Origin of the sequence: Gilliamella sp. W8145 (genome assembly GCF_016101145.1) — a bacterium.
Taxonomy (GTDB): domain Bacteria; phylum Pseudomonadota; class Gammaproteobacteria; order Enterobacterales; family Orbaceae; genus Gilliamella; species Gilliamella apis_A.
Map to the genome: position 1 here is coordinate 591021 of NZ_JACFRC010000001.1, position 23050 is coordinate 614070.

18 protein-coding genes, 2 tRNA genes and 1 pseudogene are annotated in these 23050 nt (G+C 31.7%); 10 read left to right on the plus strand and 11 right to left on the minus strand.

The annotated features are described in order from the left end of the window. Positions 1-180 precede the first annotated feature (180 nt). Positions 181-2514 carry a TonB-dependent hemoglobin/transferrin/lactoferrin family receptor gene (locus H3T80_RS02675; RefSeq protein WP_198199841.1) on the plus strand — a complete coding sequence of 778 codons (2334 nt, stop codon included), beginning with the start codon at positions 181-183 and terminating at the stop codon, positions 2512-2514. Positions 2515-2610: 96 nt separating this feature from the next. Here the strand turns inward: H3T80_RS02675 and H3T80_RS02680 are convergent, their stop codons facing one another. Continuing rightward, positions 2611-3189 (minus strand): hypothetical protein, encoded by a 579-nt coding sequence (locus tag H3T80_RS02680; RefSeq protein ID WP_198199843.1) that lies wholly within the window; start codon positions 3187-3189, stop codon positions 2611-2613. A gap of 34 nt (positions 3190-3223) precedes the next feature. Next, a complete protein-coding gene (locus H3T80_RS02685; RefSeq protein ID WP_198199845.1) occupies positions 3224-3964 on the minus strand; it encodes an Imm52 family immunity protein in 741 nt (246 codons plus the stop codon). A gap of 504 nt (positions 3965-4468) precedes the next feature. Between H3T80_RS02685 and H3T80_RS02690 the strand changes: the two genes are divergently transcribed. The 4 genes from H3T80_RS02690 to H3T80_RS02705 are packed head-to-tail and all read left to right on the plus strand — an operon-like array spanning position 4469 to position 8830. Further along, entirely contained in the window at positions 4469-5356 is an 888-nt protein-coding gene (locus H3T80_RS02690; RefSeq protein ID WP_198199847.1) for a substrate-binding domain-containing protein, read from the plus strand. A gap of 51 nt (positions 5357-5407) precedes the next feature. Then, entirely contained in the window at positions 5408-6901 is a 1494-nt protein-coding gene (locus H3T80_RS02695) for a sugar ABC transporter ATP-binding protein (protein WP_198199849.1), read from the plus strand. Then, positions 6898-7881 (plus strand): ABC transporter permease, encoded by a 984-nt coding sequence (locus H3T80_RS02700; protein WP_198199851.1) that lies wholly within the window; start codon positions 6898-6900, stop codon positions 7879-7881. Before H3T80_RS02695 ends, H3T80_RS02700 begins: the two co-directional genes overlap by 4 nt. A gap of 16 nt (positions 7882-7897) precedes the next feature. Further along, the gene (locus H3T80_RS02705; protein WP_198199853.1) at positions 7898-8830 is read left to right on the plus strand and encodes a sugar kinase; all 933 of its coding nucleotides are present in this window, start codon (positions 7898-7900) and stop codon (positions 8828-8830) included. A gap of 354 nt (positions 8831-9184) precedes the next feature. Here H3T80_RS02705 and H3T80_RS02710 read toward each other — a convergent pair whose 3' ends face one another. After that, positions 9185-10006: a DeoR/GlpR family DNA-binding transcription regulator gene (locus H3T80_RS02710; RefSeq protein ID WP_110447890.1), complete on the minus strand. Its 822-nt coding sequence runs from the start codon at positions 10004-10006 to the stop codon at positions 9185-9187. A gap of 309 nt (positions 10007-10315) precedes the next feature. Here H3T80_RS02710 and H3T80_RS02715 point away from each other — a divergent pair, with 309 nt between their 5' ends. Further along, on the plus strand, positions 10316-10741 hold the full coding sequence (locus tag H3T80_RS02715) for a hypothetical protein (protein WP_198199854.1): 426 nt from the start codon (positions 10316-10318) through the stop codon (positions 10739-10741). A gap of 212 nt (positions 10742-10953) precedes the next feature. Here H3T80_RS02715 and H3T80_RS02720 read toward each other — a convergent pair whose 3' ends face one another. Then, positions 10954-12162 carry an MFS transporter gene (locus H3T80_RS02720; protein ID WP_198199855.1) on the minus strand — a complete coding sequence of 403 codons (1209 nt, stop codon included), beginning with the start codon at positions 12160-12162 and terminating at the stop codon, positions 10954-10956. 138 nt (positions 12163-12300) lie between these two features. Here H3T80_RS02720 and H3T80_RS02725 point away from each other — a divergent pair, with 138 nt between their 5' ends. Beyond that, the gene (locus H3T80_RS02725) at positions 12301-13212 is read left to right on the plus strand and encodes a helix-turn-helix transcriptional regulator (RefSeq protein ID WP_110447887.1); all 912 of its coding nucleotides are present in this window, start codon (positions 12301-12303) and stop codon (positions 13210-13212) included. Between the two features lie 63 nt (positions 13213-13275). Here the strand turns inward: H3T80_RS02725 and H3T80_RS02730 are convergent, their stop codons facing one another. After that, positions 13276-15492: a TonB-dependent receptor gene (locus H3T80_RS02730; RefSeq protein ID WP_198199856.1), complete on the minus strand. Its 2217-nt coding sequence runs from the start codon at positions 15490-15492 to the stop codon at positions 13276-13278. A gap of 824 nt (positions 15493-16316) precedes the next feature. On the opposite strand from H3T80_RS02730, the pseudogene H3T80_RS12325 reads away from it, so the two are divergent. The 3 genes and pseudogenes from H3T80_RS12325 to H3T80_RS02745 all read left to right on the plus strand — a co-directional run. After that, positions 16317-16638, plus strand: a pseudogene (locus tag H3T80_RS12325) (carboxymuconolactone decarboxylase family protein); the annotation flags it as partial. A gap of 269 nt (positions 16639-16907) precedes the next feature. Continuing rightward, a complete protein-coding gene (locus H3T80_RS02740; protein WP_198199857.1) occupies positions 16908-17999 on the plus strand; it encodes a hypothetical protein in 1092 nt (363 codons plus the stop codon). Positions 18000-18206: 207 nt separating this feature from the next. Next, positions 18207-18437: a LysR substrate-binding domain-containing protein gene (locus H3T80_RS02745; protein WP_110447884.1), complete on the plus strand. Its 231-nt coding sequence runs from the start codon at positions 18207-18209 to the stop codon at positions 18435-18437. 236 nt (positions 18438-18673) lie between these two features. Here H3T80_RS02745 and H3T80_RS02750 read toward each other — a convergent pair. From H3T80_RS02750 to artQ, 6 genes are all read right to left on the minus strand, one after another. Beyond that, positions 18674-18749, minus strand: a tRNA-Gly gene (locus tag H3T80_RS02750). A 17-nt stretch (positions 18750-18766) separates the two neighbouring features. Then, positions 18767-18854 (minus strand) — tRNA-Leu (locus H3T80_RS02755). A 213-nt stretch (positions 18855-19067) separates the two neighbouring features. Next, entirely contained in the window at positions 19068-19622 is a 555-nt protein-coding gene (gene pgsA, locus H3T80_RS02760; protein ID WP_110447883.1) for a CDP-diacylglycerol--glycerol-3-phosphate 3-phosphatidyltransferase, read from the minus strand. 107 nt (positions 19623-19729) lie between these two features. Then, a complete protein-coding gene (gene uvrC / locus H3T80_RS02765; RefSeq protein WP_198199858.1) occupies positions 19730-21565 on the minus strand; it encodes an excinuclease ABC subunit UvrC in 1836 nt (611 codons plus the stop codon). Between the two features lies 1 nt (position 21566). Next, positions 21567-22244 carry an arginine ABC transporter permease ArtM gene (gene artM / locus H3T80_RS02770; protein WP_086354161.1) on the minus strand — a complete coding sequence of 226 codons (678 nt, stop codon included), beginning with the start codon at positions 22242-22244 and terminating at the stop codon, positions 21567-21569. Between the two features lie 9 nt (positions 22245-22253). Then, on the minus strand, positions 22254-23030 hold the full coding sequence (gene artQ, locus H3T80_RS02775; RefSeq protein WP_232350081.1) for an arginine ABC transporter permease ArtQ: 777 nt from the start codon (positions 23028-23030) through the stop codon (positions 22254-22256). Between the last annotated feature and the right edge of the window lie 20 nt (positions 23031-23050).

Here is a 23050-nt window from a genome sequence, read left to right on the forward strand (position 1 = left end):
CATCTATCATGATGGCTTTTTTTATTAAAAATAATATTGGAAATTAAATAAATTTTATATTTTGCTGTTTATTTTTTGTTAAACCCAATATACTTGCCATCCCTCTCATATGGTAATGATAATCATTATTATTTGTGTGGTTAATTTAATTTAAAAATGCATTTTATGAAGGAATGAAATATGAATTATAAGAAGGTGAGTACCATAATGCTCTTTATGAGTTTTTCTCTTCAAGCTGCACCACAGCCTGAAGAGAATAAATTGTCTAACAATATAACAGAACAACAAAAAAATAATAAAAGCAAAACAGTTAATGAAGATATTGATGATGTCATGACAGTTATTGCTCGTTCGTCATCGCAAGATGAATTAAAAAAAATCAATAGTGTGATTGCTGGTCGTTCTACACTTTCTTCTGGTTTAATTGAACAAAAGCAAGCAGATAATGTCGCCGAATTACTTAATACCTTACCAGGTGTAAGTTCTGCTGGTTCGGTAAGGCCGGGTGGACAAACATTAAATATTTGGGGATTTGGTAAAGTTGAAGATGTCAAAATAATCGTTGATGGTGCTCAAAAAGGTTTCCAAAAATATCAACAAGGTTCGGTTTTTGTGGAACCAGAATTATTGAAACAAGTTGAAGTTAATAAAGGTCCACATGATGTCAAATTTGGTAATGGTGGATTTGGTGGTGTGGTTAAAATGGAAACTAAAGATGCCATTGATTTACTTGACCCAGATAAATATGTGGGAGGATTGCTTAAATATAGTTTTCATTCCAATAATCATCAAAATATGGAAACAGGCGCAGTTTATGGTCGTACTAAGAATAATTTCTTTGATGGTTTAGTTTACTATACCAAGCGAAATAGCGGTAATTTTAAACGGCCAGATGGATCAAGGTTTGTTTTTTCTGAGGATGATATGGATAGCTACATGGGTAAGTTGAATATTAGACCTAATGAAGAGCACACTTTTACGTTATCAGGTATTCACTCTAAACGTGATTCTTGGCAACCGTGGGCGGCAAAATATGTCGAAAAAATGACGCCTCCTACAGCAGCACAGATAAAAAAATATGGTTATAAAGCTGCATGGTTAAGGAAATTGGTAAAAAGATACCAAACAGATGATTCAGCCCAATTTAAATGGAATTACCAACCAACTTATAATCCGCTCATTGATTTAACACTACATACTACATACTCTAAAACTAAACAACATGATAAGCGCCCAGCTAAATATAATCCAGTTTCTTCGTTAGGAACCATGGGTAATGAAAGTTGGGTCAGTTATACTGATAAAACGATTGAATTGGAAAATGTAAGTTTAATTAATATTGGTGATGTGAAGAACGCATTAAAGATTGGCACACAAGCTCATTTACATGATCGTGATACATTAATGTATTATAAGAATTATGAAAAAAAACCAAACTATCATCATGGTTATTTTCAACCAGCATATATGCCATCGGGTAAACAGCAAACTTATAGTTTTTATGTACAAGATGAAATCTCGATTAGCAATTTTGTTTTAACGCCTAGCCTACGATATGATTATGTAAGAAATCATGGCACAAAAAATTATGCCTCCGCTTATAATGATCCTGATCCACGTTTTGGACATGATTATTCTCCGGTGACATATAGTGGTTGGACGCCACGATTTGGTACTTATTGGCAAGCAACCAATAATATTGGCTTTTTTGGTGACATCAGTTACGCATGGCAAGCGCCAACCATAGATCAAACTTATGAAGTGCAATTTACACCTAAAAATGGCGGAAGTGGTAAGATTAGTGCAACGAGCCGTAATTTAGATAAAGAACGCGATTTATCAATTCGAATTGGTAATATTTTAGATTTTAATAATTTAATATTGGAAAACGATAAAATACAGGTTCGTAGTACGCTATTTAGGCAACGTGTCACTAATGAAATATTTGTTACTCGTGGCTTTAATGGATCGATTTGTGGGCCCAATAAATCATGTCCTTTAGGCCAATCTAATTATCGAAATCTTCCGGGTAAATTAATTGTAAAAGGCTTTGAACTTGAAGCATATTATGATAGTAAATATTGGTTTTCAAGTGCGACATATTCTATACAGAAAGGGGAACGAGATACCGCACCTCAAGCACCTTGGATGCATAACAAAACCTATGTAGCGACTATTGCTCCTCGTACAGCCACGTTAACTGCCGGATTTAAAATACCAGAATGGAATATAAGAGCCGGATGGAATGCTCAATTTGTCAGAAAACAGGATCGAACCGGGCATGAAGATAGAAATCATGATGGTTTACCTGATCTTGGTGCTTATTCATTAGGACCTTCATCAGGGTATTCATTACATAACTTATTTGCTAGTTGGCAACCAACCTTTTTACCAAAAGCAGAAGTTAAACTATCTGTAGATAATTTATTTAACAAGGATTATAGACTCTATCTTGGTGAAAATACTTATGGTATGGCACGTAACTTTAAAGCCAGTTTTTCTTATCGATTCTGATAATTAAGATATCGTTTTTTGCGATATTGATTAATTGTTTTTTATTCAAGACTCATAAAAGCCCTTATAAAGAAGGGCTTTGTTTTATATATTTTATTATTGGTTAAGATAATTTTTAATAAAATTGAATTTACGAGCTACATAAATTATATCTTGAAATTGTTGTTGGGCTGATTGATCCGTTTTTTCAATCCACGCTTTAATAATAGGGTTATCTTTAAAAGTTGGATCAGAAGCATAGGCGTATAAATAAGTTTCAATGATTTTAATTTCAGTAAATTTTAAATCGACTAAATAATGATAAGCAGCCAATAATCGCTGAAATAATTGCGCTGATTTTTCATTAGGTAATGAAATATGTTCACGTTGCATATTGGTAATTAATTCATTGATATAACTATTTTCATCAACATGATAAATTGTTCTGTTTAAAAGTATTTCTTCGGCTAATTTTTCAGCAAAGTCTTGAGTTATTTTAGCTTTTTGTTCTACCGTTAATCTTGAGTTGCTATTAATTGTTTTCTGTCCGTTTTCGATCGCTTTCATCGCTTCAATATCACTGCGTGAAGGGTTGAGATCAGGATCATATTTTATTACAGCAATAATTGCCGCAGTATTAACTAGAATTTTAGTTGCATCTAACAAAGTAGATTTATTGTTTATAATTTTAACCATTTTAATTCTCAAATTTTTATATTAATGTCATAGATTATAAATCGTGTTTCATTGGTAAAAGATCTGCTTCTCGCAATTTCAATTCCACACTATACATAGTTTTAATATCATTAATATTTTGTCTATTAGGAAAATGATCGAATAAAACAATGACAGTACCAACATGGGTATTCTCTTTTATAATTGGTATTAATTGATAAACTTCTGGATAATCCTTATGTTGTAGTGGACTAGGTATGTAAGCCATTAAAGATAAGTTTATGCGTGGAGGAAAGATATAAATTGAACTAGGAATTTCTCTACTATTCATAGTAATAAAGTTATGGCTAAATTTTTGCGCTAATCCAGTTATAAACGATGCCATTTTATCAATAATTTGTTTACTTTCAGGTAAATTAAAATAGAAACTAACGGAAGATTCACCCGCCTGAAAACCTTCGATAGCTTTGTATCCGGAATAGGACATCAGATTACAATTAGATAATTTTTGACTATCGGCAAAAAAAAATAAAACACTGCCTCTTGTGTCGATTTGTTTACAAGCACGCGATAGTTTTTTTAATCCATATTCGGTAAATCCTTCAGGACTATAAATTAAAGCTTTGGGCTTACCTTTGGCTGTACTTCGATCTGGGTACCAATGGGCATTGTCATCTATACAGTATTGATAAATATTTAATATGTCATGTAGTTGTTGATTAAGATCGGTAAATACAATTTGCTGCATTCTGGGAAGATGAATTTTAATATCAAATTGCGTCTTGTTTATTTCCATGTAAACATCCTTATTTTTTATCTTTCATTTTTACAAATTAATCATAACATTATTTATCATTAAAAATGAAAGTAGTTTTACTTATTATTTTTTTATTTAAATAAACTAAGATTTGACGATTAAATCGGTCTAACTAGGTTAATTTGTCTGTTTCGAATTGAGTTTGTCGTAGTCAATATTGATGTTGCTAGCTTACTTTTAAATCCTCTATAAATAATATTTAACTTTTAAAATGAAAATATATTTTTATATTTTTGCTTTTATTTTGAAAATTTGAGAGCTTCGTCACAATAAAATTTGTTTCAAAAACTATACTAATAATACGTAGCGTAAAGTTACGAATATTGCAGTAAATAGAGAAAAATTATGGTTTCAAATCTTTTTAAAAATATTTTTCTTTGTATTGTATTTTGATAGTTGCATGATGATAAAGAATAAAAAATTGGATGATTTATTCTTTCCTATAAGGTTAATTATCATGCTTAAAATTAAGGAGCTCTTTCTATGAAAAAAATATCTAAACTCTTTTTTGTGTGTTTTCTATTTTTTTTCACTTTCGGCGCACATGCTAAGCAATATCATATAGGTGTTTCATTATTAACCCAACAACATCCTTTTTATATCTCATTAGCAGATGCTATAAAACAAAAAGCTCAACAGGAAAATGTTGATTTATCACTATCTATCGCTAGCCAAGATCTTAATAAACAAATTTCAGACATTGAAGATTTTATTATTAAAAAAGTGGATTTAATTATTTTATCACCAGTTGATTCAAAAGGTGTACAAGCTGCGATTATGAAAGCTGAAAAGGCGAATATTCCAGTTATTACTGTTGATGTTCCTGCCGTTGGCGTCAAAGTCGTTAGTCATATTGCGACCAACAATTATGCTGGTGGTGTTACTGCCGGTGAGTTAATGGGGCAATTATTAAACGGTAAAGGAACGGTTGGTGTTATTGATTATCCTATGGTGCAATCAGTTGTTGATCGTGTTGATGGATTTAAAGAAGGATTGTCTAAAACTCCAGACGTGAAAATAGTGTCTATTCAAACCGGAATTACCCGTGCAGAAGCGCTTGTTGTTGCACAAAATATGTTACAAGCATACCCAGACTTAAATGGAATTTTTGGTTTTGGTGATGACGCTGCATTATCAGCGGTTATCGCGGCGAAATCTGTTAAAAATAATGATATAAAAATCATTGGTTTTGATGGCATGGATGAAGCAAGAAAAGCTGTAGATAAAGAAAAAACATTCGTAGCTGTAATCCAACAATATCCAAATAAGTTAGGTGAAATCGCTGTAGCTACTGCAATTGACTACTTAAATGGTAAAAAAGTCGATGAAGTAATCCCAGTCACTCCTGGCGTATATACAGGAAAAAAATAATTCACAATAAGGGATAGGGTAATATCTATCCCTTCCACAAGGAATCAACTAATGAATAATATCATATTATCTGTGGATTCTATTGCCAAAAATTTTGGTCCGATTCAAGCTTTGAAAAATGTTAGTTTAGACATCTACCAAGGTAGAGTTCATACGCTATTGGGCGAAAATGGCGCAGGAAAATCTACATTAATGAAAATCCTAGCCGGAATTTATCCGCCAAGTAGTGGAACAATTACCTATCAAGGCAATGTTATCACTATAAAGAATCCAACAGAATCAAGAAAGATAGGGATTGCTATAGTTTTCCAAGAATTGAGTTTAAGTAATAACCTAACGATTGCTCAGAATATTTATGCAAATAATGAACCAAATAAATATGGCATTATTTCTGATAATCAAATGATTAAAAATTGTAATGCATTATTTGCGGAGTATGGAATCAAATTAAATCCAACACAAATTGTTGGAACCATGTCTATGGCGCAACGGCAATTGGTTGAAATTGCAAAAGCACTTAGTTATGACGCGAAAGTATTAATTATGGATGAACCAACTTCGTCATTAAGTGATAATGAAGCAGAACTACTCTTCAATATAATAGAAAAACTTAAACAAAAAGATGTTGCAATTATATATATTTCGCATCGAATGGATGAGATCATGCGCATATCTGATGATATTTCAGTTATGCGTGATGGCGAGTATATTGCCACCCACCAAAAAAACGAAACCACCATAGATCAGCTGATTGCTGAAATGGTTGGCCGTGAAGTACAAAATATTTATCCACCAAAATTACCACACCAAATTCAGGAAGATCCGCCTTTATTAGAAGTTAGAAACTTAGATCATTTTAGAGAATTCAAAAATATCAGTTTTAAGGTGCATTCTGGTGAAGTAGTTGGCTTTTTTGGTTTAGTTGGTGCTGGTCGTTCAGAAGTGATGAAAGCGTTGTTTGGGGTAACTAAATACCAAGGTGAAATTTTTATTTCAGGTAAAAAAGTCAATATTAATTCACCAACTCAAGCCATTGAACATGGCCTTGCTTTTGTTACCGAAAATCGTAAAGAAGAAGGCTTGGTTTTGATGCATGATGTTCATTCAAATATTAATCATATTGCCTTTCAATATGAGCCATCATTTATCATCAATAATAGAAAAGAATTATTAAATTCGACTAAATATATAAAGAAGATGGCTATCAAAACCAATAATCCATTCCAAGTAACCGGTAGTTTAAGTGGTGGTAACCAACAAAAAATCGTTATTGCCAAATGGTTAGTGAAGCCACCTAAAATTTTGATTTTAGACGAACCCACTCGGGGAATTGATATCGGTGCCAAATTGGAAATTTATAAATTAATAAGAGAACTATCATCAAAAGGTACTGCAATCATTATGATCTCATCAGAACTACCCGAGGTGATGTCTATTAGTGATCGTTTATTTGTTATGCGTAATAAAAAAATTGTAAAGGAATTTAATACTGAAGGGTTAACTCAACCAGAAGTAATGAATATAGCAACAGGAGCATGTGCATGAATACAAAAGAAAATACCTCGATGAATAATAGTAATTTTAAAGAATCTTTTTTTAAAGTATTCCGTCAATATGGTGGAATTGTTATCGGGCTAATTGCTTTATTCATTCTGTTTTCATTTATGAATAGAAACTTTTTAACTAGTACCAATATTATGAATATCGTCTTGCAAGTATCGATTATTGCGATTACGGCATTTGGTATGACATATGTATTGTTGCTTGGCGATATCGATTTATCCGTCGGTTCAACTATAGCGTTAACTGGCACATTAGCGGCACTTGCTTTACTTTGGGGATTGCCATTTTATCTTGCCATAGTTATAGCTTTGTTACTTTCAATTGCTGTTGGTTTTATCAATGGTAGTTTAACGGCACTTGCTGGTATTCCATCGTTTATTGTGACTGTAGCAACTATGGGAATTTTTCGTGGAATTGCTTATATCATTACTGATGGTAAACCAGAAATGATTATGGATGATGTATTTCTTGAATTAGGTAATGGTGATATTTTTTCAATACCGAATCCAATATGGGTGCTATTAATATTGTTATTAGTCAATCATTTCATCTTATCTAAAACGACATTTGGTCGAAAAATTTATATTACTGGTGGCAACAAAGAAGCCGCTGTTTATTCTGGAATTAATGTTAAAAAATTAAAAATACAAGTTTTCATGATAACTGCATTAATGGCAGGGATCAGTGGATTATTGTTAGCATCAAGACTTTATTCAGGTCAACCAAGTACTGCGCAAGGTTATGAATTAGATGCTATTGCTTCAGCTGTTTTGGGTGGAACAAGCTTAAATGGTGGTCACGGCACAATTATTGGAACAATGATAGGCGCTCTAATCATCGGTGTTATTAATAACGGCATGAACTTGATGAACATTCCTTATTTTTATCAACTAGTTGTTAAAGGATTAGTCATTCTATTAGCTGTATATATTGATGTTCGTAATAAGAAAAACAGAGTTTAAATGGAGTTGAATTAATATGAAAAAAATATTTACACTAGGTGAAATTGTTGTCGAAATTATGGCTAACCAAAAAGGGCAATTATTTACACATGATGGACTATGGAAGGGCCCATTTGCCAGTGGTGCTCCAGCAATTTTTATCGATCAAGTGGCGAAATTAGATGAACCAGCGGCGATGATAAGTTGTGTTGGTAATGATGGCTTTGGTGAGTTAAATATAAAAAAATTAGCTGATGATGGTGTTGATATCTCTCATATTAAAGTTATGGATGACCAAACTACGGGAAGCGCATTTGTAACTTATCATGAGGATGGTAGTCGGGATTTTATTTTTAATATAAAAAATGCTGCTTGTGCTCTGATTAATGAAGACATGGTTAGTCAAAAGATTTTAGAAGATTGCGATCATCTACATATAATGGGATCTTCGCTGTTTTCTAAACAAATTCTTGATACCGCTAAGAAAGCTATAGCAATAGTTAAACAAAATAAAGGTATCATTTCCTTTGATCCTAATATCCGTAAGGAAATGTTGTATCTGCCTGGTGTTAAAGAGGCGCTGTTAGCGATATTACAACAAACCGACATTTACTTACCAAGTGAAAGTGAAGTCACACTGTTAGCCAATACGGATAATGAGACGCAAGCAATCGATTGTTTTTTAAATAATGGTATATCTTCTATTGTTATAAAAAAAGGTAACAAGGGCGCGAGTTATTATTCGGCAAATGAATCTTTTGATGTGCAACCTCATTTAGTTACCGAAATAGATCCGACTGGTGCAGGGGATTGTTTTGGTGGTGCATATGTCGCTTTAATTCATAAAGGGTTTTCAGCCAAAAAAGCCTTAACTTATGCTAATGCTTGCGGTGCGTTGGCGGTGACAAAACAAGGACCAATGCAAGGTACGTCAACATTAGAGCAGATTGAAAAATTCCTACAAAAATAGTTGATTTCAATCATGATTAAGCCCCTAATTAGGGGCTTTTTTTATTAAATTTGCCATAAAAAACATTACATTATTTAAAATTTTCAATAATTTTTTATATATTGTTTTATGCCTTCAGAAATCAATAATATTGAAAATAGCGATTTAAATTTTTGCTTATTTGTGTGACGTTGTCACTAATTTTAAGGCAAATCTTAACTAGAATTAGCTTACAATATTAAATAAAAAATCTAGTTAAATAATAGTTGATATTATACTATTCAAAGTGTTGTTAATTATAGAAAAATCAATAGCATAGTTTTATTCTAACTATTTATTTGGTAAATATTTATAAACATAAATTGTGAATTAATTTTATTTTTTCATTGAGTTTTGATAAATAACGCTATCTTTATTAACACTAGATTGTTTAAATGAACAATTAGTTATCTGCTGATGATATTCTGCCATTGTTGAGTTAGAAAGAATGATAACATCAATTTGCTGAAGTGAAGCAAATCCAAAAGTATCATTTTCTTCAATTCGACTGGGTAGAAGCGCGATGCGACAATTAGCGTTGTTTAATAATAATTGATAACCTTCCATCAATTGACTATTCGATATGGCAATTTCATCATCGGTATTGATTGCCTCTATTTCAAATATAACGGTAGATAATTCATATTTTGCTAATAGAGTTTGCACATCATTTTTATCAAAATTAGTATATTTTTGATTAAATACTCCACCAATTAACACGATTTCACCCTGAATATAATCTTTTGCTAACATAGCAAAGCTTAAATCATTAACGATCAGAGTGAGATTTTTTTTATTATATAAATATGGTATGAGTTTTCTAGTTATTTTACCATTTAACAAACATAGCGTATCTCCATCATTGATGAATGATAAACATCGCATAATCAAACTAATATCAGAGTAAGCGTTTTTGGCTTCATTGTTTGATTCTTGATGAGATTTATCAAAACTATCTTTAGGTTGTAAATATATGGCTCCACCAAAGGATCGTTTAAGATAACCTTGTTGTTCTAAATAATTTAAATCTTGTCGTATAGTGACACCAGATACATTTAATAATTCAGATAATTCATCAACTTTAACTTCACCTTGCTTTCTAACTATTTCGGCAATATCTAATCGTCTTTTTAGCAGTGAAGTATTTCCTTTAGCCAATTTTATTTACCTCTTTAAAAATTATGTGTTAATGAACTATACAAAAACAGATGATTAAATACTTGTGCAAATAAAACTTAAAGTTGAGATATATTGCACGTTACTAAATCAGAAATAATCCTTATTAATATCAGTATAATGAATTTGTTGATTATAATGATGCATACATAAAAATAATATAAAGCAGATTATTTCACTTATATTATTACTAAATTGAAAGATTAAATATATATTTAGCTTTATTATCTGCTTTATTTTGTATAAATGGTGAGCTAACATTAGTTAGAAGCTAATAAAAGTGAATGCGTTATGTTTAAAAAATTAACCAATATACAAATTCATAACAATACAATCATCATAGATGGCCATGAAAGTAAAGTTCGTGTTGATGGAACTTGCTTAGAGGCTGCTCTATTAGTGGATGACAATTATATTTTGTTATTTGTTACTTTTGATTGTCCATTTGAAGAAATTTTAGCTATTTATTTATTAGATTTACAACAAAATAGAATAATTGATAAAGCGAAAATATATCGAATGTATTATACAGATTTTTTCAGTGATTTAGTGATTCTTTCAGAAAATAGGATTTCTTTTGATTTTCTGATCGAAGGTGGTTGGACATTAGAGTTATTTGATAAACCGAAAAGATCGCTAACGTATTTATTTCCAACATTATTGGTGAAGCGACCATTTTCATTAACGAGATACTTTAGTATAAAAAATAATGTTTAATACGATTCAAAACTTTATATGATTGATATCGTCATTTAACTAATATTTTAATTAAATCAATTTATTAATTATTTTGGTGTAAAAATTAGTAGAGTAAGTTGTAATACATTTTTATAGTTAATCAAACAATAATTTAAAGTTATGTATCAATAGATTAAAACGTACTGTTATACTCAAGAGACTGTACAAAGATATCAAAAAATTACAACTTATTATTTATTTCTAATCATTAAGTTAATAACAATTATACTTATTAGCGCCAATAAAAAGGCAATGAGATAATTAAAGTATTCAGCGATTGTCATTGAAATTGAGGAACCGATTATTTCAGAGAATAATAAGCTACTTTGAAAAATAGCATAATCTGTAGCGGTTTGCTTTCCTTGTTTGGCAAAAATCATTGTAATGGTATAAATACTAACATTAATCGTACCAATACCAATACCTAAAATAGTCATCATAATGGTAGTCGTAATAGGATTAATATAGTCAGGCATATTGTAAAGTAAACACCAAAACAGAATTAGAAAAAAGAGTAGAGCAAAACCAATTTTTAGTGTTTGATAAGGTTGTTTAGTTTTTAATAAATAGGCTGCAATGGCACAACCTAAAAGCATGGTTAAATAACCACCAATACCTGTATAAATACCAACATCACTCACAGAGAACCCATGATCCAGTAAAATAAATTTAGTTGTGGTTAAAATTACCGAACCAGCAAAAGGTATCATGATTGCAAGAAATAGCATATGGTAAGCATTTTTTCGTTTAAAAAAATTGTGGATTCTTGCTCTGGAATTGGATCGCGAATTGTGGCCTAAATTAGGCTCTGTCCATATAGTGAGTTGTATAATCGATACAAAAATAATTACAACTAACAGTAAAATACTATAGGTTTTTCCTAAATAATCATAACAAACGGTTACTCCAGCCCCGCCAATAAGCATACCAGTAATATTGCCCATTACTTGAATACTATTTATCTGGCTAATAGTGTTGTTTTGCGATAAATCTGCTGCAAGCCCGTCAGTTGCAATATCGAGTGTTGCAGAAACGATACAGGATAAAATAATAACTAGTAGAAGATAAGTAGTGGTTTCTGATGTGAAAGGGGTGAAAGCAATAATGGTTATCAAAATTGCTAATAGACATTGCATTGGTAGTAACCAACTTTTTCGATAACCTATTTTAGTTATCCAGTGATTTTCGACTAACGGAGCCCATATAAATTTGATAACCCAAGGCAAACCCGCTAGTGGAATCATTGCTATCACGGCTAACGAAACACCTGAATCACGTAATAAGATAGGGTAGGCGTCAAAAGCTAATCCAACGGGAATACCTTGTATGATATAGAGTTGCGCAATAATAAATAAAAAATAACTTTTCTGCTTATAATAAGGAATGGTTTTATTATCCATGAAAATTTCTATATGAATATATAATAATTATCTTATTACATATTCTATACTCCTAAGCATTACAACTTATAAATAGTAGCTTTATTATGTTGTAAATGCAAATGATATTTGTTATCGTTTGCATTGTTTGGAGGATGTATGTGTTTTGATAATCAATTAACCAATAAAAATCTAAATTATAGCGGTAAAGGTCTATCATATATTGAGTTACAACCAGGCTTAGCTATATGTATTAACAGTGCTGCAGATCTAAATGCTGTGGATGTTAGTAAAACGTTTTCGAGTAGTGAAAATTGCTTATGCTTTAATTGCCAGTTACAAGGTAAATTGAGTGTACAGATTAAAGATAAGAAATTTGTAAGTAAAGAAGGCGATTTAACCTTTGGTTTCGCTGATGGTGAGATTTTTCATTTACAACATTCCAAGGATTTTTGCAATATTGAGGTTATGATAATGCCAAAATTATTGGATGTTTTAATTGGTGATATGGATTTTCAATTTTCTTGTTTAGATGAAAAGATCAATTTCTTTTTGCAGCATTATCAGATACAGCAAAACAAAAATGTATTATCTTGTGCTCGACAACTATTTTATTTAATGCAAAACACTGATTGTAAAATCACCAACCGTCTATTGTTATATGCCCATGTTTTAAAGTACTTAAATTGGTATTTTAAGTCTTTTGAACAACAATCTACTAAACATGAATTTACGCAATGGGAATATCAACAACTTAACCATGCTCGTAATTGTTTAATAAGTGATTTAACCTGTCCTCCTACTATCAATTGTTTAGCTAAACAAACAGGTCTCAATCAGAGTAAGTTAAAAAAAGGTTTCAAGCAGATTTTTGGTAAAAGTATTTATGCTTATTTTTTGGCAGAAAGGATGCATAAAGCTAAACAGTTATTAGCCGAATATAGTGTTACAGAAACGGCAATTATGATGGGTTATAGCAATATTAGTCATTTTAGTTCAGCATTTAGAAAACAGTTTGGGGTATTACCTAAAGAGATACGCCGCCAGTATTCGTCTAAGTTTCTCGAATAATGACGGCATGGTTAAGCTATTATTTAACTGATTTAAAGTGTATCCCTTTAAAATTAAGTATTGTTAATAGTTATAAATAAAACCAACTCCTAAAGTTCGGCCTCTACCAGGCGAACCAATTGTTGCATCAGGGCCATCATGAGACAGTGCTGGAATATGATATCCCCATAAATCGTAGGATTTATTTAGTAGATTGTCACCCCACACATAAAACTCAGCATTTTCTGTTTTGACAGCAATTCGAGCATCAAGTTTGTTATAAGCTTTTAAGCCAAATTTATTTTGCACATCAGCTTGGCGAGAACCAATATAACGATCAGTTATTTGCGTTTCTAATGATATTCCTGAAGCTAAATTTAGTGGTATAGAGTGTAGAATGGTTAAGTTAGCATTCCAATGAGATGTATCCGGCACTTCGTTATGTTTTTTTACATGAGCTAAACTTTTGTTAGGCGTACCGACTATTTTAGCATTGGTGTAACCTATGCCACCTGAAAAGTCTAAATTTCCTGGTGCCTTCCAAAAACCATCTAGCTCTACACCATAACTTCGGATATCATAATTTTCAACCACAGAAACAAACGTCGCTGGATTATAAGCCATTAGATGTTCACGTTTAGTATCATTATAAAAGAATGCCGTGTTTAATCCTACCGTATTATTTTCAGTTTTTAACCCTATTTCATAAGCGTTTACATACGCTGATTTATAGGCTTGATCTGAACGACCAATAGTAGCAAAATCCGTACCTTCATCATTGAAACCACCAGTTTTATATCCTCTTGAGTAAAGACCATACAGGGTAGCATAATCATTAAGTAAAAAATTCAAACCTAATCGGCCAGTAGTAAAGTTATCGGTTATCTTTTGCTTATCAAAAGCCAAGGTTGGTTTATCTTTATTATTTTCAGCATAAATTGAGTTAGCTAGCCATTTTGCATGATAATTCTTCTTTTCGTAAGATTGACGAAGACCTGCTGTTAATTTGAGTTTTTCGGTAACAGGGTAGGTGACTTCACCAAACACTCCGACATTATCTGTTTCGAACTGTCTTCTAATGTTAGCATTCAATGCATTACTTGGATAAAACACATCCATAACATCATAAGTATTTCTATGACGATCATTGGTATAGTAGTTTATACCTGCTACCCAAAATATTGGTGCTTCAGGTTTAGATGAAATTCTAAATTCTTGAGTGAAAAGATCTTCTTTGGTTAAATAAGACCAATTAGATGGTGGTGACATACCGCTCAAATGGTGGTATAACCTACCTTCATAAATTGGTGATCTTCTGTCACTTTTGCTATAAGAATAACCGGTAATAGAACTCAATAAGCTATTATCCAACTCATGTTCCACTTTTAAATTGAAACGATAAATATTTTTGTCATTCTTGTCACTGCTATTTGGAATGTCAATCTTAGGGTGATGTCCATATGGGCGCATCATATACATATCGTCCATACCCATAGCTTCTTCTATTTCGGTAATAAATGAGATAGAAGTGAGTTCTGAAGCTTCCCATAATAATGTGCCTCTAGCGATTTTATTTCTAAGAATACTCACCGGTTTATGGTCATTAACATTTTCTAGAATGCTATCTGCTTCATCATAACGGACAGCAAATCGAGCACTTAATTGATCGGATAAAGGGCCACTGATGACGCCTTCGGTTAATATTTGATTATTTTGTCCGAATTCGGTTCTAAAAGCTGATTCAAAATAGCGAGTTGGTTTTTTCGAAATAACGTTGATAGCACCAGCCTCGCTATTTCGGCCAAATAATGTCCCTTGCGGGCCTTTTAATACTTCGACACGTTGAACATCAAGTAAATTTAAGGTCGTATTACTTTTTGATTGTGGCATCCCATCCACGTTAATACTAACCGAGCTGTCATCGCCACTCATAGGTAATACAGAACCGACACCACGCATTCGAATAGATTTCGCTGCCCCCATATTACTAATTACTTGTACACCGACAGTATCATTTAAAGCTTTTTCTAAAGTGGTCTCCCGCCGGTCAACCAGTTTTTTGTCGTCAACAATATTGACCGTAAATGGAATATCCTTGGCTGACTCTTTTACATGTCTAGCAGTAACTATCAATTGTTCTACTTGATCACTATCGTCTTTTTTTTCAGCTGTATCTGCCATTGTGTTAAACGATAAACATAAAATACCGGCCATTAACCACGGTGAACCAATAATGCTTTTGTTAGAACAAACTAATGCTTTATTAGTTATTTTATTGGTAAAAACTAATTTGTATCTCATATTATTTTCCTAAATTCAACCATAACCTACATAATCAATAGGGAATACTTTTGGTAAATTAATAAATGATTATTAAATGTGCTAGCTAGTAGCATCATTAACATATTTAATTAAGAATGATTATCATTTATAATGTAAATGTTTTGCTAGCAAAGGACTCCCCATATTGGGCAAAAATAACCGAATCAGTTCTAAATTCTTTTAAATTTAATTTTTTTTTAATTAATAAATTAATTTTTAAGGAAAAATATATTTGATACTCTTTAAATATTTAACGATATTAAGAATATTATTTAACTAATTCGTATTAGGTAATATTGTAAAGTAAGTGATTTGTATTCACTATAAATGGCGGATAGTGGATAATTTTGCTAATTAATTTGCAATGAAATTGGTTGGGGAATAAGTTAGTTTGAGTTCTAGTGTTCTATTAGTCTATTTTTATAGAGAGTGGAATATGGCTACCCGTTATTTTCAATTTACTTATAATTGAAGATAATGTTTTAATATTTTTGTGTTAATAAAAAGATGAAAATCCTAACTATGGATAGCGAGAATATAACTTAATTAATCCATAATTTTTTTAAGAAATTAGATATTGATAGTTAGGCAGAATACGAAATTAGGCGATTAAAGACCGAAGAGAGAAAATGAACAAACTGTAATTAACTGAAAAGATTTATTGATAATAATTGTTTTCCTCAGTTATTTCTTCATTAAGATAATTATTCATTATGATTAAAAGAGAACAATATCTTATTGAAATCTCCAAATTTGTTAGATTTTTTAATTTGATTTTTTCATAATACAAAATAAAAGAAAAAATTAAGAACAAAGTAACAGCGGGAAGAGATGTACTAGGCGAATTCGTTCCTAAGTTTGCTGAGCTTAATGATGTTATATTATTTGGCGAAGTTTGGTCTAGAGAAAAAGAGCTCTCAGCAAGAGATAGAAGTTTAGTCACAGTTACGGCATTACTTGCCAGTAGTATCTTAGATAGTTCTTTACAATTTCATTTGCAGATTGCAAAAAAATAACGGTATCACTAAGCAAAAAATAGCAGAAATTTTAACTCATGTAGCATTTTACGTTGGTTGGCCTAAAGCATGGGCTGCGTTTCGTATAGCAAAAGAGATTTGGAAAGATTAGTTTTTACTACAGAATTACAAAGAAATTGTAAAATAAACTTGAATAAGATAATTAAATCCATTTTTTAGAAAAGATAGTGTTGAATTAATATGTATTGAATACTATTCGTATTTATATCATTACTGACCTGTTAAATTTGAAATAAAAGGTTAAAATAGCAAATAATATTTACTATGAAATTATGTAATGCCACAATTTAAACAATGCTGATACATTGATATACCAACGAATAAGTGGATTGCGTTCTAAAAGACTAAGAACACAAAATGAAAGATAATTGCCAATTTATTACTAATAAATTTTATCGATATGACTACATTCCCTATGGACATACTGATTGTTATCGTATTATTACCAATGAGGGAGTTTATTTTTTTTATAAAAACCAATTTATCGATGTAAGTGTCTTAGATAAATTAAATGAAGGCGATGTTATCCATATTGCTTCTCACGCACTTAATGATGGCACTTTTTGGCTCCACTGGTTAGTTTCATGGAAAGGAGACTTGGCTATTCGTAATAAATTACATTGTGCTTTCCCTCATCCTTCTACATTAATTTTACCATTTTTGATCTTGATAGGATTTTGGCTGGATCTTCAATTTATAACACTATTTTTAGCCACTGGGTTGTTTCTAATTTTGATATGGTGTATTTGTTCAACGCTATTTCGTTTAATAAATTTGGTTTTACCTAAACAATTTTTTTTACGTCAGCGATATCATAAATTAAAAAAAGGCGATCTTAGTTTTATGAAAACCTCGTTTTTAGAACATCGTAAAACCGTTAATTGTTCATCAACAGACTTACCTGTATATGAAGGAATTGCAACTAATATAGATAGACAATTAATTTATCGATCGGAACGAAGGAAAATATTATTTGATTTTAGCGGTGTTAGACTATTTTTCGATGAACTTGCTTTAGATAATGATCATATACCGGTTGTTTATTCTTTTTGCCATCCGACGTTTATTGCATCAGGAGATAAACTCAGTTTAATATTTGAAAATAATAAAATACATGGGATTATTAATCATACCGATGGTTCAAGCTATTTAATTCCTCATTGTATTTGGATAAGTAAACAAAAAGCGAAAACGTTATTACGTAATTGGTATTTTTATACTATTTTTGCCCCAATTGCATTTTTATTATTACAGATAATTATATATCCAATTAAAGAGTTTGATTTTATAATGAATGGTTTTTTATGGATAACATCGGGAGCACAAATTATTCCTTTACTCCTGTTACTATTTTATACACTATTTTCATATCTTAATGATCGTTCCTATGCCAAACGAGTTTTAAAATGGTTATATCAAACCACAGGACATTGGCCGAAAGAGCTCTGAATAACAACAACTAAGCCAATATAGTTAAGATGAATTAATCTATAATTTTCGGCATGGTCTACCATTATTCAAAAATTATATACTTCATGTATGCTAAGGTTATAGTCACATCTGTAAAACGCTGTATATGGGCAAAATAATTCTTGAAAACAGTGAATTATAAGAATAAATACTAATGTGGTTCTTTGATTACATAAAACACAGTTGATGATAAATGCTTCTAAGCAGGATTTAGGTATTTGTTTTGTTTCTGAGCAATTTGTTCATGATGAGATTCAGAATGGAGAGTTAATTCCAATTTTAACCGAGTGGGTTGGTATCCCTCGTCCAGTTTATGTGATGGTTAGAGATAGATGCTATATCCCTAATAGAGTAAAAATATTTAAACAATATATAGAGCAATACATTAAAGATGAAAATGTTAATTATCAAATTTAACATCTTAAATATATCCATCTGACACTTTAATTATAAAGGTTAATTGCAGTATGTTATTTATTATCTAGGTGGACATTGTATGCTTTCATAGTATAAAGATATTTATAAATACAATGTCTATAAAGCAATAGATATAACTGTATTTTTTTGTGGCTCTATATGATTTTATACTACTAAGTGAAACATATAGCTTATCATAGATAATAGTATATTATGAACATCGATTGAATTTAAATTGGAGCGGGAAACGAGGTTCGAACTCGCGACCTCAACCTTGGCAAGGTTGCGCTCTACCAACTGAGCTATTCCCGCATGAGAAGTGTTTTAAATGGTGCCCGGGGCGAGACTTGAACTCGCACGGCCAAAAAGGCCGAGGGATTTTAAATCCCTTGTGTCTACCGATTTCACCACCCGGGCTCAAAACTTAGTACCGAAGGGTAACTGCGCTTTGGATGCTGTGCATTTTACCTATCTTATCATTTCAGTCAATAAAAATTTTAAATTAATCGTTTGATTGCTCAATGTTTGACTGATTCGAGGTTAAATTGCTCTATTTTTTCGTTTTTAGCTAAAGTGTAATGCTATTTTTTCAATTTGAATATTTAGACATTACACATCAAATTTATTATGTTAATCGTTATCTAATAAATCGACTTGAGCAACCCATAAATATTGAATCATCGATAATAGGGTTAATACTGTAGCAATAAACAAGGCTGCAAGTCCGGCATAAATAACTAGATCGCAAGGTCTCCAAAGTAACCATGTTAATGCAGTCATTTGAGCAATAGTTTTTATTTTACCAATTGATGAGACGGCAACATTATTTCGTTTACCAATTTCAGCCATCCACTCTCTTAATGCTGAAATGATGATCTCTCGAGAGACGATGATGATTGCTGGAATAGAAATCCACCATGTTTGATAATATTGGGTTATTAAAACTAAAGCGATAGTGACCATAATTTTATCGGCAACAGGATCTAAAAAGGCACCAAATTTAGTAGTTTGGCCTAATCGACGAGCGAGGTAACCATCAAAAACATCTGTTACTGCAGCTATTAAGAATATTAATGATGAAAAAAAGCCAGACCATTCATGAGGAAATAGATAAAATGCCAACACAAAAAAAGGAATAAGTATTACTCGAAATAATGTTAAAAATGTAGGTAAGTTGATTTTCATGTGACATTAGCTCATTTTGTCTTATTAATCAATTGGTTAGTGATAATTAAAAAAACAGTGTTTTCTTACTGATTATGTTGCCTGAAAAATGTTAATTTTTCAATGTGTTATTGCTGTAAATTTAGATAAATTTTTTCAGCTAGCGATTTGGATATGCCTTGTACTTGGGCTATTTCATCTATACTAGCATTTTTTAGCTCTCTAAGTCCGCCAAAATGTTTTAATAATGCTTGGCGTCTTTTTCCGCCAACGCCTTCTATATGTTCTAATGCACTATCAGTTAATTGTTTAACACCTTTTTTACGCTGACCTACAATAGCATGGTCATGTGAAGCGTTACGGATTTGTTGAATTAATAATAGAGCAGGGGAATGATCATCTAGATAATAACCTTTACCATGCGCTTCAAAAAAGAGTGTTTCTAAACCTTCTTTACGCTCAGCACCTTTAGCCACCCCGATTAAAATAGGATGATGTTTATCCCAGTTTACTTGTAACTTCTCAAATACTTGTAAAGCTTGATTAAGTTGTCCTTTACCACCATCAATAAAGATAATATCAGGGATTTTATCTTCAGGGAGATCTTTTTTACTATAACGGCGAGTTAATACCTGTTCCATTGCTGCATAGTCATCACCTGGGGTGATACCGCTAATATTATAGCGACGGAATTCAGATTTAACCGGTCCTTTATCATCAAACACAACACAAGAAGCGATAGTGTTTTTGCCCATAAAATGGCTGATATCAAAACATTCCATTCTATTGATTTTCTCAATACCCAAAAAGGCTTTTAAAGCATCATATCTTTGTTTAATGGTTGAGTTTTCTAATAGTTTATTTTTAACTTCCGTTTGAGCGTTAACTGTTGCAATATTTAATAATTTAAGATTATCACCTTTTGGTTCATCAACTAATTTAACTTGATGTTCGGCGACGATGGATAAAGTTTCTTCCATCGCTTGTTTATCTGACAACGAAAAATTCAGAAGAATTTTCTTTGGAATATTCCTGTTTTGATTACCTTGTAGATAAAATTGTCCTAAAAATGTCTCAATAACTTCTTCAAGTTCAGTGTTAGAGGGAACTTTAGGAAAATAAGAACGATGGCCAAATGTTTGTCCATTACGGATAAAAAGTACATAAATACAAGCTAGGCCGAGTTCATAATGAAAACCAATTACATCTAAATTATCATTATTATTGTAGATAGCTTGTTTTTCATTAATGTGTTTGATTGCTTGTAACTGATCACGTAGCGCTGCTGCTTTTTCAAAATTAAGCTCACTACTAGCTTTCAACATATCAGCAGTGATTTTTTTTAAGATTTCATCTGACTGTCCAGATAAAAATAATCTAACATAATTCACTTGTTCATTGTAATCTTCATCGCTGACTAAACCCGGTACACAAGGGCCTAAACAACGTTTAATTTGGTACTGCAAACAAGGACGTGTTCGATTACGATAAGTACTATTAAGACATTGCCTTATCGGAAAGGTTTTTTGTAATAATGCAAGAATTTGTTTAACTGCATAGCCACTAGGGTAAGGGCCAAAAAACTCATCTTTTTTACGATTAACTGCTCCGCGGTATAAAGATAATTGTGGATGGCGTTCTTTACTTAATTTAATAAACGGATAGCTTTTGTCATCTTTAAGTAAAACATTATATCGTGGTTGATATTTTTTGATATAAGTCTGTTCAAGTAAAAGTGCTTCTGTTTCGGTATTGGTGATGGTAAATTCTACGCGATGAATATGACTCACCAATCGATCGGTTTTGATGGTTTTTTTACTACTATTAAAGTAACTTTTTAAACGATTATTGAGGTCTTTCGCTTTTCCCACATAAATGATGGTATCTTTATCATTAAACATTTGATAGATACCTGGTTTATGTGGGACAGTTTTTAAGAAAGATACAGAATCAAATTGGCTCATATTAGTTTTCAAAGGTGAGGGCTTTTTTCTCTATTATCCTCATAATGGTGCTTAAAATACCATTTATCAAGAGGTAGATAAGCCCTGCAACAACAAAAATTGAGAAGTCATAGTATTCACCATTTAGTGTATTACTATATCCCATAAGATCCATAACAGGAATCATTGATGCTAGTGCAGTTCCTTTAACCACGAAGACAACTTCATTAGAGTAAGTAGACAGTGCTCGTTTTAATGCATATGGCATTACAATTTTAAGTGTTTGTCTTTTATTCATGCCTAATGCACTACATGCTTGCCATTGTCCTTGTGGAACAGCTTTTAAAGCACCATAGAAAATTTGAGTAGTGTAAGCTGCACTATTAAGCGTTAATGCTAAATAAGCGCAAAACCATGGCGATGAAATAAATTCATAAAAAGCCGGTACTTTACTTAAAATTTCGCCAAATTGTGAAGGTCCATAATAGATTAAAAAAAGTTGTACCAATAAAGGTGAACCAGTAAAAATAACAATATAACCACGTATCGTTTTAGTTAAAAACTTCGAATTTAAAGATAAAAGGCAAGAAAAAACGATAGCTAAAAAACCAGCTGATAATATGCCTGCAATACTTAAGCTTAAAGTATCAGGTAGACCTTGAAGAATGATTTTTAGATAGTAAATAAAATTATCAGACATAAAATGACCTTACTGACTATTAGCTGATGACGGTTGTTCAAATTTGGTAGAGCGTTTTTCAATACGAGAAATAACTCGTTGACTTAAAACTGATATCACTAAATAAACAAGCATAGCAATAAAATACCATAAGAAAGGTTGGTTGGTTCTTGCAACAATTGTTTTGGTTTGCATCATTAAATCATCAATCGCTATCGCAGATACAAGGGCGGTATCTTTTAATAAAATTAACCATTGATTACTCAAACCAGGTAATGCATGGCGCCACATTTGCGGCATTATTATGCGGAAAAAAGTACGAGATTTACTAAGGCCTAATACTTGAGCTGCTTGTTTTTGCCCACTTGGTATCGCTTTAAATGCTCCACGTAAAGTTTGAGATGCATAAACAGCATAAAGTAAGGATAAAGCAAAAACACCGCATAAAAATGGATCTGGCTGAGTATTTTCAATATTCATTTTTACGGTAAATGATGTAAAACCAAGTGGAATGGTAAAACCATCATCTAATGCCATCAATAACAGCGGTAAACCTGTATAGATTGCCACCACAATTAATAATTCGGGTAAAGCTCGAATAGTTAAATTAAATAGTGACATTAACCATGCAACAGGTTTGAAAGGAACTGATTCTAAAATAGTAAAAATGAACGCAAAAAACATGCCGACAATTAACGATACAAAAGCTAGTGATAACGTTATTGTGGTTGCTTTAGTTAGCGGCAAAATATACCCATCCATAGAAGAGAGTAACCAGTCGATACCGTATGCAAAAAAGTCTGACATAAAAAAACCGTAATTAATTT

Excerpts from the sequence above, each read along its gene's own strand:
- H3T80_RS02730 (WP_198199856.1), bottom strand. The coding sequence starts at position 15,492 with ATGAGATACAAATTAGTTTTTACCAATAAAATAACTAATAAAGCATTA.
- H3T80_RS02725 (WP_110447887.1), top strand. The coding sequence starts at position 12,301 with ATGTGTTTTGATAATCAATTAACCAATAAAAATCTAAATTATAGCGGT.
- H3T80_RS02740 (WP_198199857.1), top strand. The coding sequence starts at position 16,908 with ATGAAAGATAATTGCCAATTTATTACTAATAAATTTTATCGATATGAC.
- H3T80_RS02675 (WP_198199841.1), top strand. The coding sequence starts at position 181 with ATGAATTATAAGAAGGTGAGTACCATAATGCTCTTTATGAGTTTTTCT.
- artM (WP_086354161.1), bottom strand. The coding sequence starts at position 22,244 with ATGTCTGATAATTTTATTTACTATCTAAAAATCATTCTTCAAGGTCTA.
- H3T80_RS02680 (WP_198199843.1), bottom strand. The coding sequence starts at position 3,189 with ATGGTTAAAATTATAAACAATAAATCTACTTTGTTAGATGCAACTAAA.
- H3T80_RS02745 (WP_110447884.1), top strand. The coding sequence starts at position 18,207 with ATGATAAATGCTTCTAAGCAGGATTTAGGTATTTGTTTTGTTTCTGAG.
- H3T80_RS02695 (WP_198199849.1), top strand. The coding sequence starts at position 5,408 with ATGAATAATATCATATTATCTGTGGATTCTATTGCCAAAAATTTTGGT.
- H3T80_RS02715 (WP_198199854.1), top strand. The coding sequence starts at position 10,316 with ATGTTTAAAAAATTAACCAATATACAAATTCATAACAATACAATCATC.
- H3T80_RS02690 (WP_198199847.1), top strand. The coding sequence starts at position 4,469 with ATGAAAAAAATATCTAAACTCTTTTTTGTGTGTTTTCTATTTTTTTTC.
- uvrC (WP_198199858.1), bottom strand. The coding sequence starts at position 21,565 with ATGAGCCAATTTGATTCTGTATCTTTCTTAAAAACTGTCCCACATAAA.
- H3T80_RS02685 (WP_198199845.1), bottom strand. The coding sequence starts at position 3,964 with ATGGAAATAAACAAGACGCAATTTGATATTAAAATTCATCTTCCCAGA.
- H3T80_RS02705 (WP_198199853.1), top strand. The coding sequence starts at position 7,898 with ATGAAAAAAATATTTACACTAGGTGAAATTGTTGTCGAAATTATGGCT.
- H3T80_RS02720 (WP_198199855.1), bottom strand. The coding sequence starts at position 12,162 with ATGGATAATAAAACCATTCCTTATTATAAGCAGAAAAGTTATTTTTTA.
- artQ (WP_232350081.1), bottom strand. The coding sequence starts at position 23,030 with ATGTCAGACTTTTTTGCATACGGTATCGACTGGTTACTCTCTTCTATG.
- H3T80_RS02700 (WP_198199851.1), top strand. The coding sequence starts at position 6,898 with ATGAATACAAAAGAAAATACCTCGATGAATAATAGTAATTTTAAAGAA.
- pgsA (WP_110447883.1), bottom strand. The coding sequence starts at position 19,622 with ATGAAAATCAACTTACCTACATTTTTAACATTATTTCGAGTAATACTT.